The organism is Frankia canadensis, from assembly GCF_900197875.1.
GTDB lineage: Bacteria > Actinomycetota > Actinomycetes > Frankiales > Frankiaceae > Frankia > Frankia canadensis.
In genome coordinates, this window is record NZ_FZMO01000533.1 from 12,497 (window position 1) to 30,958 (window position 18,462).

Genomic DNA, 18,462 nt, shown 5'->3' on the forward strand with positions numbered 1-18,462 from the left:
TCTGGGGATGTGCGCTCGAGCCGGTTGACCGCGTTGCTTCTGCACATGCAGGCGGTCCGGCGCTCCACCGCGCCGCGGCTCGCCGCCGAGCTGGAGGTGTCCGTGCGCACCGTGCGCCGTGACATCGCCGCCCTGCAGGACGCCGGTGTCCCGCTGTGGACCGAGCCGGGCCGCGCGGGCGGCGTGCGGCTGACCGACGGCTGGCGCACCGATCTCGACGGCCTCACCGGCGACGAGGCCGCCGCCCTGCTGCTCGCCGGCGCCGGCCCCGACGTCCTCGTCGGCCTGGGCCTCGCCGCCGACGCGGCCGCCGCCCGCACCAAGGTTCTCGCCGCCCTGCCGCCGCGACCGCGCGACCGCGCCGGTCAGATCCACCAGCGCTTCCTGCTGGACGCGCCGGGCTGGTTCCGTCACGAGGAGCCAGTGCCGCACCTGTCCGCCCTCGCCGCCGCCGTCTGGTCCGCCCGCCGCGTCGACCTGAGCCACACCCCGGGACGACGCCTCGCGGCCGAAGCTGCGGCCGGGACTGAAGTCGCGGCCGGGACCAACGAGGCCGGGCCTGAAGCCGGGGTCGTGGTCGGGGCCGGCCTCGTCGTCGGAGGAAAGGCCGGGGCCACGGCTGAGGCGAGTCGGCGGGTCGATCCGCTCGCGCTGGTGTGCAAGGCGGGTGTCTGGTATCTCGTGGCGCGCCATCGCGGCCGGATCCTGAGCTACCGGATCAGCAGGATCAGCCGCGTGCGTCCGCGCGCCGAGACCTTCGAGCGCCCCGCCGACTTCGACCTGGCTTCCTGGTGGCGCGAGTCCGCCGACGCGTTCACCCGGACGCTGCTGCGCTGGACATGCCGACTGCGGCTGTCCCCGGCGGCGCTCGCCGACCTGCGCCATGCCGTCGACCCGGTGGCGGCCCGCGACGCCCTCGCCACCGCCTCGCCGCCGGACGCCGAGGGCTGGCGCGTCGTCTCGGTGGCCACTGAGGGCCTGGACGTCGCCCTGTTTCAGCTGCGCATGCTCGGCGACGGCGTCGAGGTGCTCGACCCCGCCGAGCTGCGTGAGGCCCTCGCCGACACCGCGCGGCGCGTCGCCGCCCGCAACGCTGCCAGACCGGACCGGTTCACGACGTGACGGGGACGGTCGGTCGTTTGTCAGGTGACGTCGGGAAACGCCGTCGCCCGGTACCGTCGCGGTAGGGATGCGAGGAGGGTGCGCCATCAGTACCGGTGAGCTGGTCGCGGTGGCCCTGGTGATGGCCGTCGGCCTGGTGGGCGTCGTGCTGCCGGTGCTGCCCGGTCTGGTGCTCGTCTGGGGTGCGGGGCTGTGGTGGACGATCGCGGACGGCAAGGGCGTCGGGCACTGGATCGTTCTGGCGCTGATGACGGCCCTGTTCGTCATCGGCGCGCTGACGAAGTACGTCCTGCCGGCGCGCGCCACCGCCGGGCGGGGCGTGCCCTGGCCGAGCCTCGCGATCGGCGTGGTCTGCGCGATCGTGGGCTTCTTCGTGGTGCCCGTCGTCGGTCTGCTGATCGGCGGCGTCTTCGGCATCTACGTGGCGGAGCTCGTCCGCCTCGGCGACTACCGGACCGCCGCGGGCACCACCTGGGCGGCGATCGTGGCCTTCGGCGTCGGCATGCTGGTGGAGCTGGTGGCCGGCGTGCTGATGGCGGGTGTCTGGCTGGTCGGCGAGATCGTCATGTGACCTGCCGCGCGGGCCACTGAAATGCGCAATCCTGAATGTCGCGATTCGATTAATGGTCCGCAATATTCCGCGGATTGCCGCGGGGCGGGTCGAACGGTCGATGGTTCCCGGGTTGCATAATGCCGGGATGACACCCGGCCGCCGGACATCGACCATATGAATGCCGCTACTCGCGGACCGACGGTTCTCATCCAGAATCCGACCGTCGTCGCGCCGGTGGAGACGTCCGTGTTCCGGGCGGGTCGGCCGGCGTACGACCCGGTGCGCGCCGCGGCCGAGTCGGTGGCCGTGCGCGCCGCGCTGGTCGAGCTCGGCGTCGAGCCGCGGGCGCCGTCGGAGGTGCTCACCGCCCTGCCCCGGCCGGTGCTGCTCGAACTCGCCGCCCGCGCGGTCAGCGCCGACGACGACGCACGGCTGCTCGCCGCCCGTGACGTGCTGCGGGACTGGTCGGTGCCGGCGCTCGCCCCGGTGGTGCTGCGCCAACCGAGACTGCTGCTCGAGCCGGGCGCCGGCGGCGGCGTCATCGGCCTCGAGGCGCCCGACGAGAGCTACGCGCTGCGCCCGCTCGCCGGACTGATGTTCCCCCGTGACCACTACGTCGACCTCGGCGGGGCGGTGGCCGTCGGCCGGCTGCGCCGCCGGGAGCGGGCCCGCGAGACGGTCGTGATGGCCTCGATCCTGCGCGGGCTGCGCGGCCGCTCCGCCGAGGTACGGGTGCCCGAGCCGCTCTACCTGGCCGGCGGTGACGTCGTGACCTGCGGCGGGGTCGCCGTCCTCGGTACCGGGGCGGGCACCAGCCCGGCGGTGTGGGGCCTGCTGCGCCCGTACCTGCTCGGCGCGTTCCCCTACGTCGTCCGGGTGCGCGACGAACTGCGCCGCCCCGAACAGCCGCATCTCGACCACTGGCTGGGCCTCGGGCCGGGCATCGCGCTGGTCGCCGCCGACCGCCTCGACAGCCCCGCGGTCGTCGAGAGCGACGGCGCCGCCGGCCGGGAGACGGCCCTCGTCGACGCGCTGCGCGGCATCGAACTCGCTGTCTGCCCGCTGGCCCCGGAGATGATCGCCGCCTTCGCCGCCGGCGTGTTCTTCCTGCCTGACCCCCGCCCAGCCCCGGGCGCTCGCTACGGCGCTGGCTACCCGGCGGAGGGTTCGGTGGCCGACGGGCCGGCGGCACTGGTGTCGACGGCGAGCGCGCCGTGGACGGAGCCTGTCCTGGCCCGGTTCGGCGTGCACACCGTCGCCGTCCCCTTCGACGAGCACCACAAGCAGCTCGGCAGCCTGCACCGCGCTCTCAACACCGTCCCCGAGGACGCCCTGCTCACCGCCGCCGGCGCCTGGCCAGCCTCCTGAACCGCCCCGCCGCCGCATCACGCACCCGCGCGCCACGGGCCGCGCCGCTGCCAGTGTCCTCGGTGACGGCCGCGTCCTCGGTGACGGCCGCGTCGTCGGCGACGCCATCATCGCTCCTGATCCGCGGGCTGTCGTCCGCGGCGGCGGTGCCGGCGGCGGCGTGGCGGGCGCGCAGGCGATCGCGGATCTCGTCCGGCGAGTAGGAGCCGCGCTGGCGCTGGTCACGGGCCACCAGCACGCCGGTGGCCGCCACCCCGGCGACTCCCGCGACCCCGAGCAGCTTCACCCACCGAGCCCGATGCACCCCGCCAGACTATCCAAGATCGTCGCCGACGCTGACCCTCCCCGCAGGCCGTTTGTGGGGACGGACTTCCCTCGGGTGGGAAACACGCGCGGGGGACAGCGGCACCGTGTCGCGAACTCGCGGCTCTCTGTCCGGTTTGCCCCGGATCTGGCGACACGGGCCGCCTCGAACCTGCCGCAACGGTGCCACGAACCGCCGCGGCAACGCCCACGCCCACGCCCCACTCCTGGCCGTGAGCTACGGCGAGGTCGGCCCCGTTGGGGCATGCTTCAGACATGCCCGACACGCGGATCGACCTGGATCAGGCCCTGGAGCTGGTCCGCACGGGAGATCTGTGGCTGTTCCGCGGGCGGACGGCGGCGGACCGGATGATCCAGACGACGACGAACAGCCCCGTCAACCACGTGGGTATGGCGATCGTCCTCGAGGATCTGCCGCCGCTGCTCTGGCACGCGGAACTCGGCAAGTCGCTGCCGGACCTGTGGTCCGGGACCCGTCAGCGCGGGGTGCAGCTGCATGACCTGCGCGCCGCCGTCGAGGTCTGGGGCCGCCGTTACGGACAGCAAGGCTGGTTGCGCCAGCTGCTGCCGGGCGCCCGCCCCGAGCAGGAGGACGCGGCGTTGCGCACTGTCGCCCGCCTCGACGGCACCCCCTTCCCGACCACCGCCCAGCTCGCCGGCCACTGGCTGCGCGGACGCCTGCCGCACCTGGCCGTCGCCGAGAGGTCGCGCCGTCGATGGCCCGGGCAGCGTCGGCAGGGCAGGCGGACGCTCCCGGATCCGGCGGCGTCCGCGGACTCGGCCGTGCCGGCGGATCCGGTGACGTCCGCGCCCTCGGTGACGTCCGCGCCCTCGGTGATGTCCGAGGATCCGGCCGCGCCGGCGGGTCTGGAGACCGCCTACTGCGCGGAGGTCGTCGCCCTCACCTACGAGGCGATGGGGCTACTGCCGCACGGGCGGCGGCCGAACTGGTACGACCCCGGGCGGTTCTGGAGCGGGGACAGCCTGGAGCTGGCCGACGGCTTCACACTCGGCGGAGAGATCGCCGTCGCCCTCCCGGACGCCACCTGAGCCTCCCGAACCCGCCGATGCCTGCGGGCCCTGCGACGTCTCCAGGCCCTCCGGCTCTGCCGACGCCTCCGGCTCTGCCGACGCCTCCGAACCGGCCGACGCCTCCAGGTCCACCGAGCCCTCCCGACCCCCCGAATCCGCGGAACCGTGAGCGGGACGCGGCCGCCGCCTGTCGCGCCGCGCTGGCCCGGCCCATGGCGCGCCGGGACTCGACGACCGCGCCGCGCACCCGGGCGATCTCGCGGCCCGCCCAGCGCGGGGGAGGGGCGGCGAGGTCGCGGGTGAGCGCCGCGAGCGGCTCCCGGCAGGCCAGTAACGCCGCGACGGCGTCGTGCGGATGGGGTGGCCGGGACGCGGTGGCGGCATCGGAGCGCCCCGGCCGCCATCGCGCGAGCCCGGACAGCACCCGGTGCGCCCGCAGCGTCGGCGCGATCTCGGCGAGACGGTCGAACGCGGCCTCCACCTGGGCGTGTGTCTCACCGAGCGCGGCGCGCATGCCGCCGTCCGGCGCGGGTGGGCCGGTGCGTGGGGTGCGGCGGCGGCCGGTCTGGCAGACCACCAGATGGTCGGTCAGCGCGGCCAGCACGTCGGCGACCCGTCGGCGCAGCACATCCCCCGAGCGGACGGGCAGGACGAACCAGGCGGCGGCGAGCCCGATGCCCGCGCCGAGTGCCACGGCCAGCAGCCGCTCCCGCAGCAGGGACGCGCCGGACTGCCCGTAGTAGCCGTAGAGCAGCGCGAGCACCCCGGTGACGGCGGCCGTCCAGTATGCGTAGGACGCGGCACGCAGCCATACCCCGAACGTGAGCAGCACGAAGATGGCCACGATCGACCACCGGTCGTGGGCGGGCAGCTGGCCGGCGAGGACGCTGGCCGTCGCCGTCCCCACCGCCGCGCCGGCGAGCCGCTGGCCGCTGCGGTAGGCGACGTCCCCGCGCCCCCGGTTGCCGCTGTTCACGAGGTAGGCGGTGAGGATCAGCCAGGTGCTGTGGTGGGTGAACACATGCCGACCCACGACGAAGGCGACCCCCAACGCCACCGCCATCTGCGCCGCCATCCGGGTGCTTGCCGCCAGCCGCCGTCCCGGCCGCGCGCCGCCGGCCGCCTGTGCCACGGCCGGCGCGGGAGTGGGCCGCGGCGCCGCGGCTGGCGGCGGTGCGGCCGTCGACGGCCGCAGGCGGGTTTCGACGGCGCCCGCGAGGGTGACCCACGCGACGGCGATCAGGGCGATCCCGACCAGGGCAAGCCGGGTCATGCCCCGCGCGTCCGGTGGGACCGGTGTGATGATCAACGCGATGAACGGCAGCGTCGCCAGCGTGCCCGCCCGGGCCGCCACCGGCCCGAACCGCCGGACCCAGATCGCGCCGCTGATCACGACGGCGAACAGCGCCTCGCCGGCGGACCGGTGCCGCTTGGTGAGCTCGGCGATCTCGCTCGCGAGCAGCGCCACCCCCGGCGTCACCACGACCGGCAGCCATCGGGGCGCGGGCGAGCGGCGGTCGGTGCGCCGCCGCACCCGGCCGAGCGTCAGCGCCAGCACCACGCCGAGGACGACAGCGCCCGACCCGACCCCGGTCCACGAACGCAGCTCCAGCACGGTGCCGAACGTCGCCAGCACCGCACCCGTCGTCGACAGCACCACGGGCCACGGTTCGGCCGCCCGTCCGCCGACTCGTGACCACAGCCGTCCCAGCACGGTGGAATCGTCGCGCAAGATACTCGTCATGATGAACCGAATGCCGTCCCTGGTCGCGCTGCATCGACGGGCTTAGCTGGAGGGTGAGGTCGGCAAGATAGTACGTGATAGCTTCATAATCATGGCGACGAGTCGGGAGGAGAGCGCGGCGGCGGCGCGGCGTGCGGTGACGCATCTGGGGCGCCGGCTACGGGCAGAGCGGCCGGCCGGAGCGCTCAACGGTACGAAGCTGACCGTGCTCAGCCACCTCTACCGGCTCGGCCCGAGCACCCCGAAGGACATCGCCACGGCCGCACGGCACCAGCCGCAGTCCCTGTCCCGCACCTTCGCCGAGCTCCAGGAAGCCGGGCTCATCAGCAGGCGTCCCGGCGAGCACGACCGCCGCGCCGCCGTCCTGACGATCACGGAGGTGGGCCGCGACGCGCTCGTGCGCGACATGGCCCACCGCGACGCCTGGCTCGCCCGCGCCCTCGACGCGCTGACCGACGCCGAGGTCGACCTGATCCGCATCGCCGCCACCCTGCTCGACCAGATCGCCGAGAGTCCGTCGGACCAGGACCAGCGCGCGGATCAGGCGAAGACGACGGTGCGGTGACCGTTGATGAGGATGCGGTGTTCGACGTGCCAGGTCACGGCGCGGGCGAGGGCGCGGCATTCGACGTCGCGGCCGAGGGCGGCGAGGCGGTCGGGGCCGTCGGCGTGGCTGACGCGGACGACGTCCTGCTCGATGATCGGGCCGTCGTCGAGTGTGGCCGTGACGTAGTGGGCGGTCGCGCCGATCAGCTTCACGCCGCGGGTGTGGGCCTGGTGGTAGGGGCGGGCGCCGGAGAAGCTCGGCAGGAACGAGTGGTGGATGTTGATCGCCCGTCCGGTCAGCAGCTCGCACAGTGACGGCGAGAGGATCTGCATGTACCGGGCGAGGACGACGAGGTCGATCCGCTCGGTGGCGATGATGTCCCGCAGGGCCTGTTCCTGCGCGTCGCGGGTGTCCGGGGTGACCGGCAGGTGGCGGAAGGGGATGCGGTAGGAGGCGGTGAGCGCGGCGAAGTCCGGATGGTTCGACACGACCAGCGGGAGGTCGACATCGAGCAGACCGGAGCGGTGCCGGTAGAGCAGGTCGTTGAGGCAGTGGCCGAAGCGGCTCACCAGGACCAGCACCCGGGGGCGGATCGCGAGGTCGTGGAGCTGCCAGTCCATCGCGAACCGTTCGGCCACCGGCGCGAAACCGGCGCGCAGCGAGTCCGCGGTCACGCCCGGCTCCTCGGCGACGACGTGGACGCGCATGAAGAAGCGGCCGGTGTCGGCGTCGCCGAACTGGGCGGCGTCGGCGATGTTGCCGCCGGCGCCCGCGAGGTAGGCCGAGACGGCGGCGACGATGCCGCGCCGGTCCGGGCAGGAGAGCGTCAGCACGTACTCAGGAATGGGCACAGCCCTTCCTACCTCGGCTTACGCCCTCCGACCCCCCTGGTGCGGGGTCGACGCCCGGCGGGATGTGAGCCGGGGCCGGTGCGGCCCGCGGGACGGTACCGGGCCGTCGGGCGCAGCCGCCGCCCGCGCCGGCGCATCAGCCCACCGCCGGCATCGGCGTGCCGTCGAGGTGGGGGACGGTGATCGCGGTGATCAGCAGGCCACCCGCGGCGAGCCAGCGGCCGTCGAAGCCGGTCAGTTCCGCTCCGTCGATCGTCGGGCCGCTGACGAGCAGCTTCGCCGTGAACGTGCCCTCGGCCCGCGTCCCGGGCGCCGACGTCGCACCGGGTGCCGGGACGAGCACCGGGACGAGGGCCGGGTCGGGTGCCGAGCCGCCGCCCCCGGCGGGCGTGGTGACGGGTGCCGTACCGGGGTCGACGGTGAGCGCGGCGTCCTCGAAACCGAGCCAGCGCTGCGCGAGCGGGAACCACGCCTTGTAGACGGACTCCTTGGCGCTGAACAGCAGCCGGTCCCAGTGGACGGACGGTCTGGTCTCGGTGAGCGTGGCGAGCCACCCTTCCTCGGCCGGCACGGTGATCTCGCGGGTGACGCCGCGCGGATTAGCCTCGTTGGGTTCGGCGTCGATGCCGATCGTGCGCAGCTCGCCCGCCCGGGCGACGGCGGCCGCCCGGTACCCGGCGCAGTGGGTGATGCTGCCGACGACCCCCGCCGGCCAGCCGGGGGCGCCCCGCGGGCCGGGCAGGATCGGCGCCGGCGGCAGGCCGAGCTCGCGCAGCGCCCGGTGCGCGCACACCCGGGCGGTGGTGAACTCCCGGCGCCGCTTGTCGACGGCCCGGGCGAGCAGCGCGGACTCCTCGGGGAACAGCACCGCGGCCGGGTCGTCCTCGAAGGCCTCGACCGCGACCGCCGAGGCGGGCAGCAGACTCGCCAGCACCGCGGTCAGCCCCGCCCCACCGGCCGCGCGGCCTGCCCGCGCGCCGCCGCGCCGCCCGACCCCTCCGGCGACCCCGTCGTCTCGGAGACGTAGGGCAGGATCTGCCGCGGGCCGGCGAAGGGCCGGCCGTAGGCCTCCCACGCCACCCGTTCCCGCGGGTAACCCATCGAGACCTCCTCGAAGCGGACGTCGTCGTACCAGGTGGTGCGGGGGATGTGCAGGTGACCGTAGACGGCGGCGGTGGCGTGGAAACGCCGGTGCCAGTCGGCGGTGGCGGTGGTGCCGCACCACAGGGCGAAGATGGGGTAGCGCAGGACGTCGGTGGGCTGGCGCACGAGCGGCCAGTGGTTGACGAGCACCGTGGGCATCGCCGGGTCGAGCGTGGCGAGGCGCTCGGCGGTGAGCGCGACGCGGGCCCGCGACCACGCGTCGATCGTCGGGTACGGGTCGGGATGCAGCAGCCACTCGTCGGTGCAGACGACGCCGGTCTCCCGGGCGAGGGCCAGAGCCTCGGCCTTGGTGCTCACACCGCCGGGGCGGAAGGTGTAGTCGTACGGGACGAACAGCGGCGCGACGACGGCGGGCCCGCCGTCACCCGTCCACACCGGGTACGGATCCTCCGGGGTGATCACCCCGAGGTCGCGGGCCGTCTCGACGAGATACTCGTAGCGGGCCTGGCCGCGCAGCCGGATGGTCTCCTGCTTCGCCGTCCACAGCTCGTGGTTGCCGGGCACCCAGATGACCTTGGCGAACCGCTCGGCGAACAGCCGCCAGATCGCCGTGATGTCGGCGGCGAGCTCGGCGATGTCACCGGCGAGGATGAGCCAGTCGTCGGGGGACTCCGGCTCGATCGCCTCGACGATCCGCCGGTTGTCCGGATAGCCGACGTGGACATCGCTCACGGCCATCAGGCGACCGCTGCGCGCCGGCGACTCCGCGAAGGGCACGATGAAAGCGTACCCGCGGCGCGAGGGACCTGTCCGGCTGTCGGGGCAACCGGTGCGTCCTGGCGTCGTCCGCCGCGCGACAGACCGTCGGCCGTCACTGGTGGGCCAGTCGATGTTCGACCCGCCCCGGAACCGGGCATCCCGGGGGAGATCACGCAACCGCGGACCGCGGAACGGAGTGGATGATGGGTGACGTCGGGACCGGGCTGCTCATCGGCCTCGGTGTGGTCGTGGCCGTCGGCGTCGTGCTGGCCGGGGTCGCGTTCGTGGTGTTCCGGCGCCACGAGGTGCCGCTGCGCGGGGCCGCGGCGGCGATCGGGAGCATCCTTTACCTGCTCTCGCCCGTCGACGCCGTCCCCGAGGTCCCCCTCGGGCCGATCGGCCTCGTCGACGACCTCATGGTGCTGTTCGCCGCGGCCGCCTACGTGCGCCGCCTGATCCAGGCCCGCCGCGAACCGGTGCCCGGCGAGCTCGGCCGCTCCGGCCTGCTCCCGCCCGCTGCCCCACCGCGCCTGCCCCGCCAGGCCCGCCAGCCCCGCCAGGCCCTCCAGCCCCGGTCGTCCCGTCTGCCCCTGCGCCGCCGCGTCCGTTGACCGCGCGCGACGCGGCCGCCTTGCGGCTGCCTTCCGCACTGACGGCGGGGCTGGGCGGTCAGGCGCGGCTGGACCGGGCGCGGGCGACGTAGTCGCTGAGCTCCCGGTAGCCGCCCTGGTCGGCCCAGGCGGCCCGGGTCCGGGCGCTCGCCGCGTCGTCACCGCCGCTGAGCTCGGCGCTGACCTCGTCGATGCGGTCGACGATCACGCGTACACGGGGATCGGTTGGGTCGGTGCCGGCGTCGAGTTCGGCCTGGGCGCGCAGGTACAGCTCGGGCAGCTCCACGGCGACGGCGTGGCGGGCCCGCTCGCCGAGCTCGGCGTGCCGGGCGCGCAGGGCCTCGAGCTGGGCGTCGGTGAGCTGGCGGGCCACCGCCTGCTCGACGTCGGTCGTGCCGCGCAGCAGCCGGACGAGGTCGTCGACGTCGGGCTGGGCCTCCCGGCCGCGCAGGTTCGTCAGCACCGCGGACAGCTGGGTGCGCAGGCGCTGCGCGGCGGCGATGTGCTTGTCGAGGTGGTCAAGCTGGTCGGCGAGCAGCGTGCGCGGGTCGCCGGCGCGCAGGGCCGCCGGGATCTGGTCCAGGGGCAGGCCGAGCTGCCGCAACGCGACGATCCGGTACAGCGTGGCGACGTCCTCCGCCGTGTAGCGGCGGTGGCCGCCCGGGCCGCGGCGCGACGGCCGCAGCAGGCCTATCCGGTCGTAGTGATGCAGGGTGCGCACCGTCAGGCCGCTCTCGGCGGCGAGCTCACCGACCCGCCAGGTGCGCGACCCGTGGCTGTGGCTGTGGCTGTCTCTGTCGCTGTCACCGAGATGGTGGTCATGGTCGGAGACGGGTGTGGGGGCGGTCATGGATCCACCGTCGCTCCTGACCCGACGTCAGGTGCAAGGCCGACGCCGCGGAGAACGAGCTTCGGCAGCCGTATGCCGGGTTGTGATCTTCATGGTCATCGTCGCGCGGCGGGGCTTGGCAGCGTCACGGCAGCGTCACGGCGACCCGTGTCGCGAACAGGGGGACAAAACGGACGCGACGCGTGGCGCGTGGCGTTAGACGGCGAGGCCGTAGGAGCGGGCTATCTCGGCGAGGTCGGCGACGCCGCCTTCGCCGAGGGCGCGAAAGTGCCAGCCGTCCGCGGCGCGCAGCAGCTCGCCGAAGAGCATGGAGGTGTCCCGCGCCGCGGTCGTGGACAGGTCGTAGCGGACGAGCTCGGTCTCGGTCTCCGCGTTGACGACGCGGATGTACGCGCCGCGCACGTCGCCGAAGCTCTGGCGCCGGTAGTCGGCGTTGTGGATGCTGACGGGGAACACGACCCGCGTGATCGCGCTGGACAGCAGGTCAAGCCGGACCTGGATCTGCTCGTCGTCGCCCGCGCCCTCGCCGGTGAGGTTGTCGCCGCGGTGCACGATCTCCCCGCGCGGGGTGCTGAGGTTGTTGTAGTAGACGAAGTAGGTCAGCCCGGGCGCCCGGCCGTCGTCCTGCAGGGCGATCGCGCTCGCGTCGAGGTCGAACTCCTCGGCGCCCGGACGATTGGGATCCCAGCCCAGACCGACCGTGATGTGCGTGAGGGCGGCCGTCGTGTCAGTGAGGGCCGCGCTGGCGCCCTTGGCGAGATCGATGCCCACTGTTCTCCGTCTCCGTGCGGCCCGCCGCCTCGTGCGCCGGGCCCGTCCAACTTCGCGATGCGTGATCAGCCAAGCACATGCCGGCGAGACCGGGCAGCCCAACGCGCAGACTCGGGGCACCTGGGGCCGGGGCGCGCGGATCAAGCCCCAGAGCGACGCCCAGCGGTGTAAGGGAAGTACTCGCTCCGGGGGCGCGTGATGGGCTTGATTGGCTAACGTCGGCAGACGTGGATCAACTACCGCTGCTCGTCGGTTCCGGCGACATCGCCCGCGCGCTCGGCCTGACCCGCCAGGCCGTCGACCACCGGCTGCGGGTGGATCCGGCGGCGCCGGCCCCGGCGGCGGTGGTCAACCGGACTCCGACCTGGAGCGGTACCCGGATCTGGTGGCGGGCGGAGATCGACCGGTGGCTGCGGCTCGACCCGGAGCACTGGGACGTGCACTGAGCCGCCGGGAGCCGCCAGGAGACGCCAGGCAGATTATCGGCAGGTGACCGGCGGTGGTCGACACCGAGCGGGCTTGTTCGCCTGCTCGACCCCCCGCGGACTCTGTCGCCGCCACACCGGCGCCCCTAGCCTTGCGGGGATCTTCAGCGAGGGCCCGCGCTGTCTCCCCTGAGGCTTCCGGAGGTACATGTGTCCGCAGTCACCCATGCCCGGCGTTCGCGGCTGGCACTGGGTTCGTTCGGCGCCGCCGCCTGCGCGGTCGCCCTGCTCTGGGCCTGGGTCCTCGCGCCTGCCGCGCGGGCCGCGTCCCTGCCCACACCCGACCACATCGTCGTGGTGATGCTGGAGAACCACGCGTACTCGCAGGTGATCGGCTCGTCCAGCGCCCCCTACATCAACTCGCTGAAGGCCGGCGGGGCGAACCTCACCGCCTCCTACGGGCTCACCCATCCCAGCCAGCCGAACTACGTCGCGCTGTTCTCCGGCGGCACCCAGGGCGTCACCAGCGACAGCTGCTACACCCCGGGCTTCAGCTCCGCCGCCAACCTCGGCTCCGAGCTGATCGCGGCGGGGAAGACCTTCGCCAGCTACAACGAGGGCCTGCCGTCCGAGGGTTCCACGGTCTGCACGAACAGCTCGACGAAGTACGCCCGCAAGCACAACCCGTGGTTCGCCTTCAGCAACGTCCCGACGAGCCTCGCGCACACCTTCACCGCCTTCCCCACCGACTACACGACGCTGCCGAAGGTCTCCTTCGTCGTCCCGAACCTGTGCAACGACATGCACGACTGCTCGGTGAGCACCGGCGACAGCTGGGTGAGCAGCAAGCTCGGCGCCTACGCCACCTGGGCGAAGACCCACAACAGCCTGCTGGTGGTGACCTTCGACGAGGACAACTCGCTGAGCGGCAACCACATCCCGACCGTGATCTACGGCCAGCACGTGACCGCGGGCAGCAGCTCGGCGACGACCTACAACCACTACAACCTCCTGCGCACCCTGGAGGACCTCAGCGGGCTGACCACCCACGCCGGCAACGCGTCGAGCGCGTCCGACATCACCGGCATCTGGAGCTAGTCGCTCGTGTATCTCGCGGACACCCGCGCCGCCGGTCGAGTCGGGGACGCCCCCCGGCTCGCCCGGCGGGCCGTGCCGGCGACCGTGCTCGTGCTCGGGACGGTCAGCCTCCTCACCGACATCTCCGCCGAGATGGTCACCGCCGTCCTGCCCCTGTACCTGGTGACCGAGATGGGACTGTCCCCGCTCGGCTTCGGTCTGCTCGACGGCATCTACAACGGGGCGTCCGCGGCCGTCCGCCTCGTCGGCGGGCATCTGGCCGACCGCGGCTCGCGGTACAAGACGGTGGCCGTGCTCGGGTACGGCCTGTCGGCGTTGTGCAAACCCGCGTTGCTGGTGGCGCGCGGCCTGCCGGCCATCGCCGCCGTGCTCGCGGTGGACCGGACCGGCAAGGGGCTGCGCACGGCCCCGCGGGACGCGATGATCTCGTTGTCCGCGGCGCCGGAGACGAGGGGCCGGGCATTCGGCGTCCACCGGGCGATGGACACCGCGGGCGCGCTGCTCGGGCCGCTCGCCGCGTTCGTCGTGCTGCGGGCGTCGGTCGACGGGTTCGACGCGGTGTTCACCGTCAGCTTCTGCGTCGCGACGGCCGGGGTGGCCGTGCTCCTGCTGTTCGTCCCCGGACGCGCGGCGCGGTGGGGGACGGACACCGGCCCGCACCGGCAGGCCGCGGTCGGCACGCCGGCTGCCGAGTCGATGGCTGCCGAGTCGATGGCTGCCCCGGACGCGGCGGCGGCCGCGCGGGCGGCGGGAACACGGGCCGTTCTCGGGCTGCTGGGCCAGGCCGAGCTGCGGCGCCTGACGCTGTGCGCGTTGGTGCTGGGCGCCGCCACCGTCAGCGATTCCTTCCTCTATCTCGTCCTGCGTGCCGACGTCGACCTGCCGGTCGCCTGGTTCCCGGTGCTGCCGGTCGGCAGCGCCGCGTCCTTCCTGCTGCTGGCCGTCCCCTTCGGGCATCTCGCCGATCGCGTCGGTCGCTGGTGGGTGTTCGTCGGTGGTCATGGCCTGCTGCTGGCCGCGTACGGGTTGCTGCTCGCTCCCCATCCTGCCGGGGTGCTGCCCGCGGGCGCGTTGCCCGCCGTCGTGCTCGCCCTGCACGGCGCGTTCTACGCGGCTACCGACGGGGTGCTCATGGCCGCGGCGGCCGGCTCGGTCCCACAGCGGCTGCGTTCCAGCGGGCTCGCCCTGGTCCAGACGGGTCAGGCCGGCTCCCGGTTCGCCGGCTCGCTGCTGTTCGGGGCCGCCTGGACGGCCTGGGGCGAACGGGCCGCGGTCGCCGCCGCGGCGGGCGCGCTGCTGGCCGCCGTGGCCGCGGCCATGGCGCTGCGCCCCGACTCCCCGGCACCGGGCTCCCCGGCACCGGGCTCCGCGACATGAGTGTCCGAGCCCGGCTCGCGGTCCTGGCCGCCGTCCTCGTGGTGCTCGCGGGGGTCGGGACGGCCGCCGTCGTGCACGCCTCGGACCGGGCGGCCCGCCGCGACGACCAGCAGGCGGGTGGACCGCCGATCCATCCCGGCCAGGTCCGGCTGGCGACCGGTACCGGTGCGCCGCCGCGGCGGCTGGTGGTCCGCAGCATGGCCTGGGGTCCGCATCGCGACGAGCTGGTCGTCGCGCCGGTGGGGGACCCGGGGGCGGCGCGGGTGTCGTCGGGCGTGCGCTGTCTGCGCTTCCACGCGGCGGCGGGCACGGGCCTGTGCCTGCGGCGGGTGCCGGGCATCGTCGGGGACAGCTACCAGGCCGTGGTGCTCGACGCCGACCTGCACGAGCGGCGGCGCGTCGCCGTCGGCGGCATCCCCACCCGCACCCGGGTCTCCCCGAGCGGGCGGATGGCCGCGTGGACGGTCTTCGTCAGCGGCGACTCGTACGCCGACGGGACCTTCTCCACCCGGTCGTCCATCCTCGACACCCGCACCGGGCACCTCGACACCAACCTCGAGACCTACCGGATCGTTCGCGACGGTCGAGCCTTCCGCGCCCCGGACGTGAACGTCTGGGGGGTGACGTTCGCCGACGACGACCACTTCTTCGCCACCCTCGCCACCGGCGGGCAGACGTACCTGGTGCGCGGGGAGGTCGCCGCCCGCACCCTGACGACGCTGCGGGGCAATGTGGAGTGCCCGTCACTGTCGCCGGACGGGACCAGGCTGGCGTTCAAGAAGCGGGTGCCGGGGCTGCCGAAGGACGCCCCCTGGCGCCTGTCCGTCCTCGATCTGCGCACGATGCGGGAGACGCCGCTCGCCGAGGGGCGCGACGTCGACGACCAGGCGCTGTGGCTCGACGATCGAACCATCGCCTACGCCCTGCCCGGCGACTACGGCACCGACCTGTGGTCCGCGCCGGCCGCCGGGACCGGCACGCCCCGGCTGCTGGCCACGGCCGCGCTCGCCGGCGCCGTGCTCGGCTGAGCCCCGGGTGACCGCCTGACCCGGGCGGCCACCCGGGTCGCCGCCTCTGCGATTGACTTCGAGCGTGCTCCAGGTTCTAGCGTTGGGGCATGGCCACGCTCGAAGTGCCCGCGACGCGGACATCGCCGATCTGCCAGCCTCTCCCGGCCCGCATCGAGGACGGGGCTGGGAGTGGGGGCACCGACGACCCCGGTTCGTTCACGATCGCCGAGGCCGCGGCGGCGACCGGGGTCAGCGTCCACACGCTGCGGTACTACGAGCGTGCGGGGCTCATGCGGGACCCGGTCGCGCGGGCCAGCTCCCGGCACCGCCGTTACACCGAGGACGACGTCCAGTGGGTCACGTTCCTGACCAGACTGCGCCTGACCGGCATGCCGATCCGGGAGATGGCCCGCTACGCGCGGCTGGCCAGCGCCGGGGAGAGCTCCAAGCCCGAGCGGCTCGCGCTGCTCACCGAGCACCGCCGCCGGGTGCTTGAGCAACTGGACGAGGTCCAGCGCAATCTTGCGCTCATCGACTACAAGATCGCTTTTTACCAGGAGAGGATCGCTCGCTGATGCGCACGGTCACACTTGGCAGCCAGGGCCTGCGGGTCGCTCAGCAGGGCCTGGGCTGTATGGGAATGTCCGAGTTCTATGGCGCCGGAGACGACGCGGAGTCCGTCGCGACGATCCACCGGGCCCTCGACCTCGGCGTCACACTGCTCGACACCGCCGACATGTACGGGCCGCATATCAACGAGGAGCTCGTCGGCCGGGCGATCGCCGATCGCCGCGACCAGGTCGTGCTTGCCACCAAGTTCGGTATCGTCCGCGACCCGGCCGACCCGACCGTGCGCGGCGTGAGCGGTCGGCCCGAGTACGTCCGCGCCGCCTGCGACGGGTCGCTGCGCCGGCTCGGCGTCGACCACGTCGACCTGTACTACCAGCACCGGGTCGACCCGACCGTGCCGATCGAGGAGACCGTCGGGGCGATGGCGGAGCTCGTCGCCGCCGGGAAGGTGCGCTACCTCGGGCTGTCCGAGGCGGCCCCGGCGACGATCCGCCGGGCGCACGCGGTCGCGCCGATCAGCGCGCTGCAGACCGAGTACTCGATCTGGTCGCGGGAGCCCGAGGCGGAGATCCTGCCGACGTTGCGGGAACTCGGCATCGGCTTCGTCGCCTACAGCCCGCTGGGCCGCGGCTTCCTGACCGGCACCGTCCGCTCCGACGCGAGCCTGGCCGCCGACGACTTCCGCCGTGGGATGCCGCGTATGCAGGGCGAGAACCTCGACGCGAACCTCGCCGTCGTGGCCGAGATCGAGAAGCTCGCCACCGAGAAGGGGGTCACCCCGGCGCAGCTCGCCCTGGCCTGGGTGCACCACCAGGGCGACGACATCGTGCCGATTCCCGGCACCAAGCGCCGCCACTACCTCGAGGACAACGTCGCCGCGGCCGCCGTCACCCTGACCGCCGACGAGTCCGCCCGCCTCGCCGCCGCCGGTGAGGCGGTCACCGGGGCCCGCTACCCCGACATGTCCTTGGTCAACCGGTAGGGATCGAGCGTCGGGGAGTCCTGCGCGGAGCAGACGCGGTAGCCGATCCCGCGCACGGTGAGGATGTGCGTCGGCGCGGACGGGTCCATCTCCAGCTTGCGGCGCAGCCGGCGGACGTGGACGTCGAGCATCCGCGCCCCGCCGAAGTAGTCGTACCCCCAGACCCGTTCCAGCAGCTGCTTGCGGGACACCGCCCGTCCGCCGGCGACCGCCAGCTCGCACAGCAGCCGGAACTCGGTGCGGGTCAGGTGCTGGTCCTCACCACGCCGGCGCACGATCCCCTCCGCCGGGCGGATCTGCAGGTCACCGACGCTCAGTCCGCTCGCCGCCACCCGGTCGGGATGCACCCGGCGCAGCAGGGCGCGCAGCCGGGCGAGCACCTCCGCCGTCACCGGCGGCGCGGTGACGTGATCATCCGCGCCGGCCTCCAGACCGGCGACGACGTCGGCCGGTGCGGACCGCCCGGCGACCATGACGAGCGGCACGTCGCCGGCCGCCCGCAGCCGGCGGCAGAACTCCAGACCGTCCATCTCCGCTCCAGCCCCTGCCTCGGCCCGCGCGCCGGCCTCGGCGTCGGGCGCTGGCCTGGTCGCCTCGTCCTCCGCCAGGTCCGCGGGGTCCGCCAGGCGGTCGATGGACGGCGCGCCGGCCGGACCGTAGACCAGCTCGTCGAGGCGGGCCGCGTCGAGGTCGTCCGGTGCGAGGCGGAGGTGTGGCTCGAGGCAGGGGTCTGGCTCGAGGCGGGTGTCTGGCTCGAGGCAGGGGTCTGGCTCGAGGTGGAGGGCCGGCTCGAAGGGCAGGTCTGACTCGAGAGGCAGGGCCGAACCGGCCGGCAGCGGCAGGCAGCTGAGCACGAGGTGCGCCGGTCGGTCGGCGAGCAGGGCGAGGGCCTGTTCACCTGACCGGGTGACGTCGACGTCGTAGCCCTCGCCGATCAGCGCGGGCACGAGGTCCCGCCGCATGCCGGCCTCGGCGCCCACAAGCAGAAGAGTGGTCCGCACCTTGCCCATTTTCCCTCTTCCAGGCCTGTTGTCCCCTACAGGGCACACCCGGTCGGAGGCCGGACCGTCCTGCCCCACGGTGAACCTCGGCGACAACCGTGCCGTTGCCTGCCTGCGGGAACCGGCTGGCACCCACCCGGCGGGCCAGACGTCCCGCGCCCGGGGTACTGCCGGCACCCGCAATGGGGACCGCCGACCCGGCCCGATCGACTGGGCCCGGGGCCTGCGTCCGAGCCGGGACCCGCATCCGGCGCTCCGTTTCCCGCACCCGCCTCCGGCGTTTTCCCGCACCCGCCTCCGGCGTTTTCCCGCACCCGCCTCCGGCGTTCCGCGCAACGCGGTCCATCCCCATCAATGGGCCCG

General features: G+C 74.0%; 20 protein-coding genes. 12 read left to right on the plus strand and 8 right to left on the minus strand.

The genetic code is table 11. The features are described 5' to 3' along the window. Positions 1-24: 24 nt before the first annotated feature. From C1A33_RS29045 to C1A33_RS29055, 3 genes are all read left to right on the plus strand, one after another. The gene (locus C1A33_RS29045) at positions 25-1,122 is read left to right on the plus strand and encodes a helix-turn-helix transcriptional regulator (RefSeq protein WP_243408043.1); all 1,098 of its coding nucleotides are present in this window, start codon (positions 25-27) and stop codon (positions 1,120-1,122) included. A 67-nt stretch (positions 1,123-1,189) separates the two neighbouring features. Then, entirely contained in the window at positions 1,190-1,693 is a 504-nt protein-coding gene (locus C1A33_RS29050; RefSeq protein WP_243408044.1) for a DUF456 domain-containing protein, read from the plus strand. Positions 1,694-1,849: 156 nt separating this feature from the next. After that, complete coding sequence (locus tag C1A33_RS29055; protein ID WP_101835131.1) at positions 1,850-3,043, plus strand: arginine deiminase family protein; 1,194 nt, start codon at positions 1,850-1,852, stop codon at positions 3,041-3,043. Here the strand turns inward: C1A33_RS29055 and C1A33_RS29060 are convergent. Further along, the gene (locus tag C1A33_RS29060) at positions 3,012-3,329 is read right to left on the minus strand and encodes a hypothetical protein (RefSeq protein ID WP_243408045.1); all 318 of its coding nucleotides are present in this window, start codon (positions 3,327-3,329) and stop codon (positions 3,012-3,014) included. The genes C1A33_RS29055 and C1A33_RS29060 overlap by 32 nt on opposite strands. A 293-nt stretch (positions 3,330-3,622) precedes the next feature. Here C1A33_RS29060 and C1A33_RS29065 point away from each other — a divergent pair, with 293 nt between their 5' ends. Then, a complete protein-coding gene (locus C1A33_RS29065) occupies positions 3,623-4,417 on the plus strand; it encodes a hypothetical protein (protein ID WP_101835134.1) in 795 nt (264 codons plus the stop codon). Here the strand turns inward: C1A33_RS29065 and C1A33_RS29070 are convergent. After that, positions 4,371-6,143: an FUSC family protein gene (locus C1A33_RS29070; protein WP_101835136.1), complete on the minus strand. Its 1,773-nt coding sequence runs from the start codon at positions 6,141-6,143 to the stop codon at positions 4,371-4,373. The two genes, C1A33_RS29065 and C1A33_RS29070, sit on opposite strands and share 47 nt — an antisense overlap. 91 nt (positions 6,144-6,234) lie before the next feature. Here C1A33_RS29070 and C1A33_RS29075 point away from each other — a divergent pair, with 91 nt between their 5' ends. Continuing rightward, a complete protein-coding gene (locus C1A33_RS29075) occupies positions 6,235-6,708 on the plus strand; it encodes a MarR family winged helix-turn-helix transcriptional regulator (RefSeq protein ID WP_101835138.1) in 474 nt (157 codons plus the stop codon). Here the strand turns inward: C1A33_RS29075 and purU are convergent. The 3 genes from purU to C1A33_RS29090 all read right to left on the minus strand — a co-directional run bounded on the left by purU (position 6,684) and on the right by C1A33_RS29090 (position 9,383). After that, positions 6,684-7,541, minus strand: a complete 858-nt coding sequence (gene purU, locus C1A33_RS29080) for a formyltetrahydrofolate deformylase (RefSeq protein WP_101835140.1) — start codon at positions 7,539-7,541, stop codon at positions 6,684-6,686. The genes C1A33_RS29075 and purU overlap by 25 nt on opposite strands. 136 nt (positions 7,542-7,677) lie before the next feature. Then, positions 7,678-8,475: a 4'-phosphopantetheinyl transferase family protein gene (locus tag C1A33_RS29085; RefSeq protein ID WP_101835142.1), complete on the minus strand. Its 798-nt coding sequence runs from the start codon at positions 8,473-8,475 to the stop codon at positions 7,678-7,680. Between the two features lie 5 nt (positions 8,476-8,480). Continuing rightward, positions 8,481-9,383: a metallophosphoesterase family protein gene (locus C1A33_RS29090; RefSeq protein ID WP_101835166.1), complete on the minus strand. Its 903-nt coding sequence runs from the start codon at positions 9,381-9,383 to the stop codon at positions 8,481-8,483. Between the two features lie 224 nt (positions 9,384-9,607). Between C1A33_RS29090 and C1A33_RS29095 the strand changes: the two genes are divergently transcribed. Next, positions 9,608-10,015, plus strand: a complete 408-nt coding sequence (locus C1A33_RS29095; RefSeq protein WP_243408047.1) for a YkvA family protein — start codon at positions 9,608-9,610, stop codon at positions 10,013-10,015. A 58-nt stretch (positions 10,016-10,073) separates the two neighbouring features. Here the strand turns inward: C1A33_RS29095 and C1A33_RS29100 are convergent, their stop codons facing one another. Next, positions 10,074-10,865 carry a MerR family transcriptional regulator gene (locus tag C1A33_RS29100; protein ID WP_101835146.1) on the minus strand — a complete coding sequence of 264 codons (792 nt, stop codon included), beginning with the start codon at positions 10,863-10,865 and terminating at the stop codon, positions 10,074-10,076. Between the two features lie 195 nt (positions 10,866-11,060). After that, entirely contained in the window at positions 11,061-11,636 is a 576-nt protein-coding gene (locus C1A33_RS29105) for a TerD family protein (RefSeq protein ID WP_101835148.1), read from the minus strand. A gap of 227 nt (positions 11,637-11,863) precedes the next feature. Here C1A33_RS29105 and C1A33_RS29110 point away from each other — a divergent pair, with 227 nt between their 5' ends. From C1A33_RS29110 to C1A33_RS29135, 6 genes are all read left to right on the plus strand, one after another. Next, positions 11,864-12,082, plus strand: coding sequence for a hypothetical protein (locus tag C1A33_RS29110; RefSeq protein ID WP_101835150.1), 219 nt, complete (start codon positions 11,864-11,866; stop codon positions 12,080-12,082). 189 nt (positions 12,083-12,271) lie between these two features. Next, positions 12,272-13,159, plus strand: coding sequence for an alkaline phosphatase family protein (locus tag C1A33_RS29115; RefSeq protein ID WP_207770556.1), 888 nt, complete (start codon positions 12,272-12,274; stop codon positions 13,157-13,159). A gap of 6 nt (positions 13,160-13,165) precedes the next feature. Next, entirely contained in the window at positions 13,166-14,536 is a 1,371-nt protein-coding gene (locus C1A33_RS29120) for an MFS transporter (protein ID WP_243408048.1), read from the plus strand. Next, positions 14,533-15,564 (plus strand): TolB-like translocation protein, encoded by a 1,032-nt coding sequence (locus C1A33_RS29125; protein WP_101835152.1) that lies wholly within the window; start codon positions 14,533-14,535, stop codon positions 15,562-15,564. The genes C1A33_RS29120 and C1A33_RS29125 overlap by 4 nt, the downstream gene beginning before the upstream one ends. An 89-nt stretch (positions 15,565-15,653) precedes the next feature. Continuing rightward, a complete protein-coding gene (locus C1A33_RS29130; RefSeq protein ID WP_101835154.1) occupies positions 15,654-16,121 on the plus strand; it encodes a MerR family transcriptional regulator in 468 nt (155 codons plus the stop codon). Then, on the plus strand, positions 16,121-17,098 hold the full coding sequence (locus C1A33_RS29135) for an aldo/keto reductase (RefSeq protein WP_101835156.1): 978 nt from the start codon (positions 16,121-16,123) through the stop codon (positions 17,096-17,098). Before C1A33_RS29130 ends, C1A33_RS29135 begins: the two co-directional genes overlap by 1 nt. Here the strand turns inward: C1A33_RS29135 and C1A33_RS36015 are convergent. Next, on the minus strand, positions 17,068-18,108 hold the full coding sequence (locus C1A33_RS36015; RefSeq protein WP_243408049.1) for a response regulator transcription factor: 1,041 nt from the start codon (positions 18,106-18,108) through the stop codon (positions 17,068-17,070). The genes C1A33_RS29135 and C1A33_RS36015 overlap by 31 nt on opposite strands. Positions 18,109-18,462: the final 354 nt, after the last annotated feature.

Coding starts and splice junctions, on each gene's coding strand:
- C1A33_RS29050 (WP_243408044.1), top strand. CDS start 1,190: ATGCGAGGAGGGTGCGCCATCAGTACCGGTGAGCTGGTCGCGGTGGCC.
- C1A33_RS29055 (WP_101835131.1), top strand. CDS start 1,850: ATGAATGCCGCTACTCGCGGACCGACGGTTCTCATCCAGAATCCGACC.
- C1A33_RS29065 (WP_101835134.1), top strand. CDS start 3,623: ATGCCCGACACGCGGATCGACCTGGATCAGGCCCTGGAGCTGGTCCGC.
- C1A33_RS29070 (WP_101835136.1), bottom strand. CDS start 6,143: ATGACGAGTATCTTGCGCGACGATTCCACCGTGCTGGGACGGCTGTGG.
- C1A33_RS29075 (WP_101835138.1), top strand. CDS start 6,235: ATGGCGACGAGTCGGGAGGAGAGCGCGGCGGCGGCGCGGCGTGCGGTG.
- C1A33_RS29090 (WP_101835166.1), bottom strand. CDS start 9,383: ATGGCCGTGAGCGATGTCCACGTCGGCTATCCGGACAACCGGCGGATC.
- C1A33_RS29095 (WP_243408047.1), top strand. CDS start 9,608: ATGGGTGACGTCGGGACCGGGCTGCTCATCGGCCTCGGTGTGGTCGTG.
- C1A33_RS29100 (WP_101835146.1), bottom strand. CDS start 10,865: ATGACCGCCCCCACACCCGTCTCCGACCATGACCACCATCTCGGTGAC.
- C1A33_RS29125 (WP_101835152.1), top strand. CDS start 14,533: ATGAGTGTCCGAGCCCGGCTCGCGGTCCTGGCCGCCGTCCTCGTGGTG.
- C1A33_RS29130 (WP_101835154.1), top strand. CDS start 15,654: ATGGCCACGCTCGAAGTGCCCGCGACGCGGACATCGCCGATCTGCCAG.
- C1A33_RS29135 (WP_101835156.1), top strand. CDS start 16,121: ATGCGCACGGTCACACTTGGCAGCCAGGGCCTGCGGGTCGCTCAGCAG.
- C1A33_RS36015 (WP_243408049.1), bottom strand. CDS start 18,108: ATGGGCAAGGTGCGGACCACTCTTCTGCTTGTGGGCGCCGAGGCCGGC.